Raw genomic sequence first — 8,666 nt, 5'->3', positions numbered from 1 at the left:
CCCCTATGCCGAGATCCTGCGGCAATGGTCGTCGGTGCATCCGGAATTTTCGTTCCTGCCGCGCAAGTTCAAGATAGCGGTGACGGGTGCGGAGCGCGACCGCGCCGCCATCCAGACGCATGACATCGGCCTGCACCTGAAGAAGAACGCGGCCGGCGAGCTCGGCTTCGCCGTCTATGTCGGCGGCGGCCAGGGCCGCACGCCGATGGTGGCGCGGAAGATCCGCGACTTCCTGCCGGAAGCCGATCTTCTCTCCTACTGCACGGCGATTCTGCGCGTTTACAACCTCTATGGCCGCCGCGACAACAAGTACAAGGCGCGCATCAAGATCCTCGTCCACGAGACCGGCGTCGAGGAGATCACGCGCCAGGTCGAGGCCGAGTGGCAGGAGCTGAAGGACGCCGAGCTGAAGCTGCCGGAAGCCGACATCGGTGCCATCAACGCCTATTTCACGCCGCCGGGTCTGGCCGAGCGGCCGGAAGGCGACGCGGCAGTGAAGCTGGCGCGGCTCGATTCCAAGAATTTCTCGGAATGGCTCGACCAGAATGTGGTGACGCATCGCCATCCCGACTATGCGGCGGTGACGATCTCGCTGAAGGGCATCGGCGAGGTGCCTGGCGACGCCACCGACAGCCAGATGGAGGCGGTCGCCGACATCGCCGAGAAATACGCCTTCGACGAACTGCGCGTCAGCCATGAGCAGAACCTGATCCTGCCGCATGTGGCGCGCGCCGATCTGAAGGCCGTCTATGACGCGTTGGTCGACATCGGCCTGGCGACGGCCAACTCCAACCTGATCAGCGACATCATCTCATGCCCCGGCCTCGACTATTGCGCGCTGGCCACGGCCCGTTCCATTCCGGTGGCGCAGGAGATCTCGCAGCGCTTCGCTTCGCTGGAACGGCAGCGCGAGATCGGCGAGCTGAAGCTGAAGATCTCCGGCTGCATCAATGCCTGCGGCCATCATCATGTCGGCCACATCGGCATTCTCGGCGTCGAGAAGAAGGGCTCCGAGCTTTACCAGGTCACCCTCGGCGGCTCGGCCGACGAGAACACCTCCGTCGGCGAGATCATCGGCCGCGGCTTCTCGTCGGAAGAGATCACCGACGCCATCGAGCAGATCGTCGATACCTATCTCGGCCTTCGGCTCAGTCCCTCGGAACGTTTTATCGACGCCTACCGCAGAGTCGGTCCCGCGCCGTTCAAGGAGGCGCTCTATGCTGGCGAAACCAAGGCCGCTTGACCGGATCGTTGATGTCGAGGCCGGCGTCGCCGCCGAGGCGGCGGGGCTCGACGCGCTTTATGGGCACCTCAGCCCGATCGAGGTCATAGAGCGTTCGGCGAACGAGTTGTTTCGCGGCGGTATCGCCGCCGTTTCCTCCTTCGGCGCCGATTCCGCCGTGCTGCTGCACATGATCGCCAAGGTCGACCGCGCGCTGCCGGTGATCTTCCTCGACACCGGCAAGCATTTCGAGGAAACGCTCGGCTATCGCGATGCGCTGGTTGCCGATTTCGGCTTCACCGATGTCAGGGTGATCAAGCCGGAGGAGGCCGCGCTCGAACGCGTCGATCCGACCGGCAGGCTGCACGAGACCAACACCGACGCCTGCTGCAACGTGCGCAAGGTCGAGCCGATGGCACGCGGCGTCGAGCCGTTCCGCGCCTGGTTCACCGGGCGCAAGCGCTTCCAGGCCTCGACGCGCGCGGCGCTTCCGGTCTTCGAGGCGGTCGGCTCGCGCATCCGCATTAATCCGCTGGCGCACTGGACGACTTCGGACCAGGCCGACTACATGCGCGCGCACGCGCTGCGCGAAAATCCGCTGGTCGCCTATGGCTATCTGTCGATCGGGTGCTTCCCGTGCACGCAGCCGGTACAGCCGGGCGAGGACGCGCGCAGCGGCCGCTGGGCCGGGCACGCCAAGACAGAGTGCGGCATCCACCTTTCCGGCCTGGAGAAGTCGCTGACCGACGCATCCCTTTAGGCTATGTTGATATTCAGGTGAGGCTGGCCCGCAATCGTCGGTGTCCTGCAGTGCTCACGCACCATGGGACGCTCCGCTCGGGCTCGGCCTGCCCTGAAACGCGACACATCCTTTGATTTTTGGATTTTGGGAATTTTGATGACTGAGCCGACCAAATCGGAAACCCGCCTCTGGACCCCGAACGGTTTCCGCGAGGACGAGTGGATCCAGGCCGAGAGCGCCGAGGCACTCGCCGGCAACGGCCGCTTCATCCTGCCGCTGCAGGCGTTCCTGGGGCTCGACCTTGAGGTGCGCAAGTCGGCCAGGGAACGCATCGGGGTGCTGCTGCAGCCCGGCGACGAGCTCGACAAGATCGTCGGCCTGCTCGACCAGCTGTCGCTGGTGGCGCTGGCCTTCCCGGCGTTCAATGACGGCCGCTCCTTCTCCAAGGGCGAATTGCTGCGCAGCCGCCATCATTTCGAGGGCGCGGTCCGCGCTACCGGCCAGGTGCTGGTCGACCAGCTGCCGCATATGCTGCGGGTCGGTTTCGACGAGTTCGAAATCTCGAATCCGGTGCTCTTGAAGCGACTTGAGGAAGGCCATACCGGCGGGCTGGGGCTCTATTACCAGCCGACCGCTGAGCCGGAGGCCAAGGGGCCGAAATATTCCTGGCGGCGCAAACGCGCGGGCTGACCCAGCGGTAACTCGTCGACGTCTTTACAACGCGCGCAAGCAGGCTTTCTCTGACCGCACGGACGGAAATATCCGCCGGGAGGAGACCATGCGCTACGACTATGTCATCGCCGGCGGCGGTTCCGCCGGCTGCACGCTTGCCGCCAGGCTTTCTGAGGATGCATCGAAGACGGTCTGCCTGATCGAAGCGGGCGGCGAAGGCAAGGATCTCCTGATCCGCGCGCCGGCCGGCATCATCGCGCTGCTGCCGGGCAGGCCCAGGATCAACAATTGGGGGTTTGAGACGGTGCCGCAGGAAGGGCTCGGCGGCCGCAAGGGCTACCAGCCGCGCGGCAAGGCCTTGGGCGGCTCCAGCGCCATCAACGCCATGCTTTACACGCGCGGTCACCGCCGCGACTATGACGAATGGGCCGATCTCGGCTGCGACGGCTGGTCGTGGAGCGAGGTGCTGCCCTATTTCCGGCGCGCCGAAGGCAACCAGCGCGGCACTGATGCGCTGCACGGCGGCGACGGACCGCTCAGGGTGGCCGAGCAGCAGGAGCCGCGTTCGATCTCGAAAGCCTTCGTCGAGGCCTGCGGCGAGAACCAGATCCGCCGTAACGACGATTTCAACGGGCCCGAGCAGGAAGGGGCGGGGCTCTACCAGGTCACGCAATTCTGGGGCGAGCGGCGCAATGGCGAGCGCTGCTCGGCCGCGGCAGCCTATCTGCATCCGGCGATGGGCCGGCCGAACCTCACCGTCATCACCGGCGCGCAGGCGACCGGCGTGGTGCTCGACGGCAAGCGCGCGACGGGCGTGCGCTATCGTGCCGGCAAGAGCGAAGCCGTGGCGGAAGCCAGGCGCGAGGTCATCCTGTGCGGTGGCGCGTTCGGCTCGCCGCAAATGCTGCTGCTTTCCGGCATCGGTCCGGCGGCGGAGCTGGCAGTGCACGGCATTCCGATCGTCAATGAACTGCCCGGTGTCGGCAAGAACCTGCAGGACCATCTCGATTTCATCCTGGCCTGGAAGTCGCGCGAGACCGAGCTGATGGGCATCGGCCTCCGCGGCCTGCCCGGACTGCTCAGGCACATGCTGCGCTGGCGCAAGGACGGCACCGGCATGATCGCTACGCCCTATGCGGAGGCCGGCGCCTTCCTCAAATCCGACGCGGCGGCCGAGCGGCCCGACCTGCAACTGCATTTCTGCATCGCCATCGTCGACGATCACGGCCGCAAGCTGCATATGGGTTATGGCTTCTCCTGCCATGTCTGCGTGCTGAGGCCCTATTCGCGCGGCGAGGTTGGGCTGTCCAGTCCAGACTCGCTGGCGCCGCCGCGCATCGACCCGCGCTTCCTCGAGGACGAGCGCGACGCCGAGCTTCTGCTCAGGGGTGTGCGGATGATGCGCGGCATTCTGGAGGCGCCGGCGCTGGCCAGGTATCGCCAGAAGGAAATCTATACCGCTGGCGCTGCCAGCGACGCCGAGCTGATGGCGCATATAAGAGCCCGCGCCGACACGATCTATCACCCGGCCGGCACCTGCAAGATGGGCATCGACGAGATGGCCGTCGTCGATCCGCAGTTAAAGGTGCGCGGGCTGCAAGGGCTGCGCGTCGTCGACGCCTCGGTGATGCCGACACTCGTCGGCGGCAACACCAATGCGCCGACGATCATGATCGCCGAGAAGGCGGCGGATATTATCCGGGCGGCTGCCTGACGCCGTCTTGGTCAGACCAGCCTATGCGGTTTTGCTCCGGGAGCCTTGCCTTTATCACTCGCCGGGCGCCACGGAATCAATCTGGTAGGACCAATCGTGCGATTTGCGCTTCCCCTCCGGCCTGCTTGCCCTTAGGATAGGGCTAATATTTCGTGCCTCGAAATAAATAGCCAGCTAAGGGAGGAACCGGCATGGCAGGCAAAAGGATTCTGATGCTCGTTGGCGAGTTCAGCGAGGAGTATGAGATTTTCGTCTTCGAACAGGCCATGCATGCGGTTGGCCATACGGTGCATGTCGTGTGCCCCGACAAGAAGGCCGGCGACATCTTGAAGACCTCGCTGCACGATTTCGAAGGCCACCAGACCTACACCGAAAAGCTCGGCCACGACTACATCCTCAACAAGACCTTCGCCGAGGTGAACCCGGCCGACTACGACGCCGTCTATGCGGCCGGCGGGCGCGGGCCGGAATACATCCGCATCGACAAGCGCGTGCAGGCGCTGGTCAGGCATTTCCACGAGACCGGCAAGCCGATTTTCACCATCTGCCACGGCGTGCAGATCCTGATCGCCGTCGACGGTGTGGTGCGCGGCCGCGAGGTCGCGGCGCTGCAATACTGCGAGCCGGAAGTGACGCTCGCCGGCGGCATCTACATCGATGTCGCGCCGACCGGCGCCCATGTCGATGGCAATCTGGTATCGGCCAAGGGCTGGCCTGGCCTTGCAGCGTTCATGCGCGAATGCCTGAAGGTGCTCGGCACCGAGATCCGCGACGGCAAGGCGCTGATGCGCGACGAACGCAAGGCGGCTTGAAATATCGGGAAAAGCGCCGCTCGCAGCGGTTCCAGTCCCATGGAACCGCTGATCCTCTAAGCCTCTGATTTCTTGTGCAATTCCAGGCGGAAACCGGGCTGCGCAGCCTTGCTGGAATTGCTTCAGGCGCGGCGGCGCGTCCGGTCTTGCGGATGCGCAGCTACTGGCGGCGTTCGCCGTTGGCCGCCCTGGTTTCGATGTCATCGAGCTGGTCGAGCAGGTCGCGGAAATGCTCGGGCGTGTTCGTTTCCAGGCGGAATGACGGCAGCGTGCGCAGGAAGCGCTTCGTCGCTTCGCTGCCAAGCTGTCGTCTGATATCGGCGGCGAGTTCCGCGCGCCTTTCGCTTTTGTTGCCGCTCATCGTCCCAAATCCTGTGTCGGCTTCGAAACTCCCTCAACCCGGCAATGGTTCCCTCGCCGCCGCTTTCTCGCAAGCGAAGCCGGCGATCAAGGTAAAATTTGATTTAATATCGAACGGTCCCCTGGAGACGCAGCGAAACTGCGTTGGCTCGCTTGCCCCTTGATTTTTGGCCTTCAAACCTCGATATCGGGCGCAAATCCAAACCATTCGGAATGACGGGAAACGGCGATGAGCGACCAGGCAAAAGACGAACGCGCGCCCGAGGATATGGAGCCTACCGAGGCCACCGGCGAACGTGCGGAAGGCAGCGTCGACGGCGACTACGAGGCGCTGGTGCGGCTGCTGAAGGAAAACGAGGAATTGAAGGACCGAGCGCTTCGCGTCGCGGCAGAGATGGAGAACCTGCGCCGTCGCACCGTGCGCGACGTGCACGACGCGCGCGCCTATGCGGTGGCCAATTTCGCGCGCGACATGCTGTCGGTGTCGGACAATCTGCGCCGCGCGCTGGACGCCATTCCGGCCGAAGCCAAGGCGTCGGGCGATGCCGGCTTCAAGGCCCTGATCGAGGGCGTCGACCTTACCGAGCGCGCCATGCTTGCGGCGCTGGAGCGGCATGGGGTGAAGAAGCTCGCGCCGGAAGGCGAGAAGTTCGACCCGAACTTCCACCAGGCGATGTTCGAGGTGCCCAATCCCGATGTTCCCTCAGGCACCGTCGTCCAGGTCGTCCAGCCCGGCTATTCGATCGGCGACCGCGTGCTGAGGCCAGCCATGGTCGGCGTCGCCAAGGGCGGCCCGAAGGCCGCTGTCGCCGAGGCGCCGGTCGAGCCGGGGCCGGTGAACGAGCAGGCCGAGAAGGATGCCTGATAGTGAGTAGCGAATAGGGAGCAGTGAGTAGGGGGACAGATACTAATCTGCGGCTTCGTGCTATTGCCCTACTCCCTATTCGCTATTCACTACTCGCTCAGCCCATGAACCTCATCGAGCTTCTCGACTATGCCGGCGTCGCCGTCTTCGCGGCGACAGGCGCGCTTGCCGCTTCGCGCAAGCAACTCGACATCATCGGCTTTCTGTTCCTGGCCTGCGTCACCGGTATCGGCGGCGGCACGTTGCGCGACGTCATCCTCAACCTGCCGGTGTTCTGGGTCGCCAACCGCGACTATGTGCTGATCTGCGTGGTGGTCGCGGTGCTAGTCTTCTTCAGCGCCCACCTGGTCGAATCCCGCTACAAATTGCTGCTCTGGCTCGACGCCATCGGCCTCGCCGCCTTCTCGGTGATGGGCGCCGCCAAGGGCCTCGCCATCACTGGCTCACCGGTCGTCGCCACCATCATGGGCGTGCTGACCGCCACCTTCGGCGGCATCCTGCGCGATCTTCTGGCGGGGGAGCCGTCGGTGCTTCTGCGGCCCGAGATCTACGTCACGGCGGCTCTTGCGGGTGCGGCCCTTTTCACCGTCGGTGACCTTGCCGGCCTGCCGCCGTTGGCGGCGGGTCTGCTGGGTTTCGCCGCGGCATTCATTGTGCGCGGCGGCGCGCTCAAATTCGGCTGGGCCTTTGCGTCTTACAAAAGCAGGCCCGGACGGCGGCCGGAGGATATTCCATGAGAGAGAGCGAATAGCGAATAGGGAGTAGCGAATAGGGGCTGACGCAGCTCCCGCTGGTCAGTATTCGCTGTTCGCTGAGTTATGCCGCGAAGCGCTGGGCTTCCCCGCCATAATAGTTGACGTAGCGCGCACCGATCTCCTTGACCGGCATGACGACAAAGACGTCGACGGTCGAGAATTCATGATCGATGACGCAGCCGTCGCCGATGCGGGCGCCGACGCGCAGGTAACCCTTGACCAGCGGCGGCATCGCCGCGATCGCGGCCTTGGCGTTGACCGCCTCGATCGGCATCAGGTCCATGGGGCAGTAACGGCCCGCGACCGCCTTGACGTCCCAAGCCGAATTGGTGCGGCAGTGATGGGCGAGATAGGTCAAGGCCTCGGCATGCGCTGCCGGCACGATGCCGTGGAAGGAGGCGCAGCCGGTCATCACGCCGATGCCGTAGTGGTTGATGTAGGCCCAGATGCCTTGCCACAGCGCCTCGATGGTGCGCTTGGAACGGTATTCCGGCAGGACACAGGAGCGGCCGAGCTCGAGGAAACGCTGACCGGGATGACGGGCGATCAGCTTGGTCAGCTCGAACTCGCCCTCGGAATAGAAACCGCCAGCCGTCGCCGCGATTTCCTGCCGCAGCAGCCGGTAGGTGCCGACGATGCGGCGGTGCTCAGGGCCGGGGAGCGAGGTGTCGAACACCAAAAGGTGATCGCAGAGCGGGTCGAAACGGTCGGCGTCGCGACGGTTCTGCGCCTGGAACAGGTCCTTCCTGGCACCGAGCTCGTCATAGAATACCCGGTAGCGCACTTCCTGGGCGGCCGCGATCTCGGCCTCGTTGCGGGCAAGCCGCACTTCGAGATTGCCGATGCGGCCGAGAGGGGTGCCTGTTGCGACGGCATCGCCGGTCCGCGCGGCGAGCAGGGCGCCGCCGGCATTCGGCCGAGTGTCACATTCCGGCATAACTGTATGCACGAGTGATTCTCCTTCGAGCCATCCCTCTTGGCACGGGGATACGGTGTAGGTGCAACAGGATTGTGACAGTACCGTGATACGCAGCGGCGGGCAATACTTCGTCGGCTGGCGAATGCCTTCATCCGGCTACCTTTAGCTGGGCAAAGCCAGGCAATCCAAGGCGTGTGCCGGGGGCAAAAAATTCAGGCCGCGACCTGCGCCTCGACAGCGCTGACCAGGGCGTCCGGGTCGAGCGGCTTGGTGACGAAGCCGCTGGCGCCGTGCGCCAGTACCGTGTGGCGGGTCTTTTCCTGGCTGTCCGCCGACAGCACCATGATCGGGACGGGCGGCACCGCCAGCGCCTCCTCGTGGCGGCGAATGGCGGCGATGGCATCCAGCCCGTCCATGACCGGCATGTGCAGGTCCATCAGCACCACGTCGAAGCGGTGCTTCAGGCCGGCATCAGTGACAGCCTCGACGGCGGCCTTGCCGTTGCCGACCACCTTGACGCGATGCCCGGCCTTCAGGAGCGTGGCGCGGGCGAGCATGGCGTTGATGTCGTTGTCCTCGGCGATCAGCACCGACAGGCCCTGCTC

At 64.9% G+C, this 8,666-nt stretch carries 10 protein-coding genes; 7 read left to right on the top strand and 3 right to left on the bottom strand.

The features are described 5' to 3' along the window. The 5 genes from EN745_RS23870 to EN745_RS23850 all read left to right on the top strand — a co-directional run. A partial coding sequence (locus tag EN745_RS23870; RefSeq protein WP_145992111.1) for a nitrite/sulfite reductase occupies positions 1 to 1,243 on the top strand: 1,243 nt, incomplete at its 5' end. Then, positions 1,218 to 1,982 carry a phosphoadenylyl-sulfate reductase gene (locus EN745_RS23865; RefSeq protein WP_127422408.1) on the top strand — a complete coding sequence of 255 codons (765 nt, stop codon included), beginning with the start codon at positions 1,218 to 1,220 and terminating at the stop codon, positions 1,980 to 1,982. The genes EN745_RS23870 and EN745_RS23865, both read left to right, overlap by 26 nt. Positions 1,983 to 2,120: 138 nt before the next feature. Further along, a complete protein-coding gene (locus EN745_RS23860) occupies positions 2,121 to 2,654 on the top strand; it encodes a DUF934 domain-containing protein (protein WP_127405924.1) in 534 nt (177 codons plus the stop codon). Positions 2,655 to 2,742: 88 nt separating this feature from the next. Next, positions 2,743 to 4,350 carry a GMC family oxidoreductase N-terminal domain-containing protein gene (locus EN745_RS23855; protein WP_127422407.1) on the top strand — a complete coding sequence of 536 codons (1,608 nt, stop codon included), beginning with the start codon at positions 2,743 to 2,745 and terminating at the stop codon, positions 4,348 to 4,350. Positions 4,351 to 4,541: 191 nt separating this feature from the next. Then, entirely contained in the window at positions 4,542 to 5,162 is a 621-nt protein-coding gene (locus EN745_RS23850) for a DJ-1/PfpI family protein (protein WP_126058281.1), read from the top strand. A 160-nt stretch (positions 5,163 to 5,322) separates the two neighbouring features. On the opposite strand, the gene EN745_RS23845 is transcribed toward EN745_RS23850, so the two are convergent. Then, entirely contained in the window at positions 5,323 to 5,523 is a 201-nt protein-coding gene (locus tag EN745_RS23845) for a hypothetical protein (protein ID WP_126058282.1), read from the bottom strand. Between the two features lie 228 nt (positions 5,524 to 5,751). Here EN745_RS23845 and grpE point away from each other — a divergent pair, with 228 nt between their 5' ends. After that, positions 5,752 to 6,387, top strand: a complete 636-nt coding sequence (gene grpE / locus EN745_RS23840; RefSeq protein WP_126058283.1) for a nucleotide exchange factor GrpE — start codon at positions 5,752 to 5,754, stop codon at positions 6,385 to 6,387. 104 nt (positions 6,388 to 6,491) lie between these two features. Next, positions 6,492 to 7,124: a trimeric intracellular cation channel family protein gene (locus EN745_RS23835; RefSeq protein WP_126058284.1), complete on the top strand. Its 633-nt coding sequence runs from the start codon at positions 6,492 to 6,494 to the stop codon at positions 7,122 to 7,124. Positions 7,125 to 7,203: 79 nt separating this feature from the next. Here EN745_RS23835 and EN745_RS23830 read toward each other — a convergent pair whose 3' ends face one another. Continuing rightward, positions 7,204 to 8,091, bottom strand: coding sequence for a GNAT family N-acetyltransferase (locus EN745_RS23830; protein ID WP_126058285.1), 888 nt, complete (start codon positions 8,089 to 8,091; stop codon positions 7,204 to 7,206). Positions 8,092 to 8,273: 182 nt separating this feature from the next. Then, positions 8,274 to 8,666: response regulator (locus EN745_RS23825; protein ID WP_145992110.1), on the bottom strand; the 393-nt coding region annotated here is incomplete at its 5' end.

It is taken from the genome of Mesorhizobium sp. M4A.F.Ca.ET.022.05.2.1, from assembly GCF_003998845.1.
Classification (GTDB): domain Bacteria; phylum Pseudomonadota; class Alphaproteobacteria; order Rhizobiales; family Rhizobiaceae; genus Mesorhizobium.
This window is presented reverse-complemented; position numbering and strand designations above follow the sequence as displayed.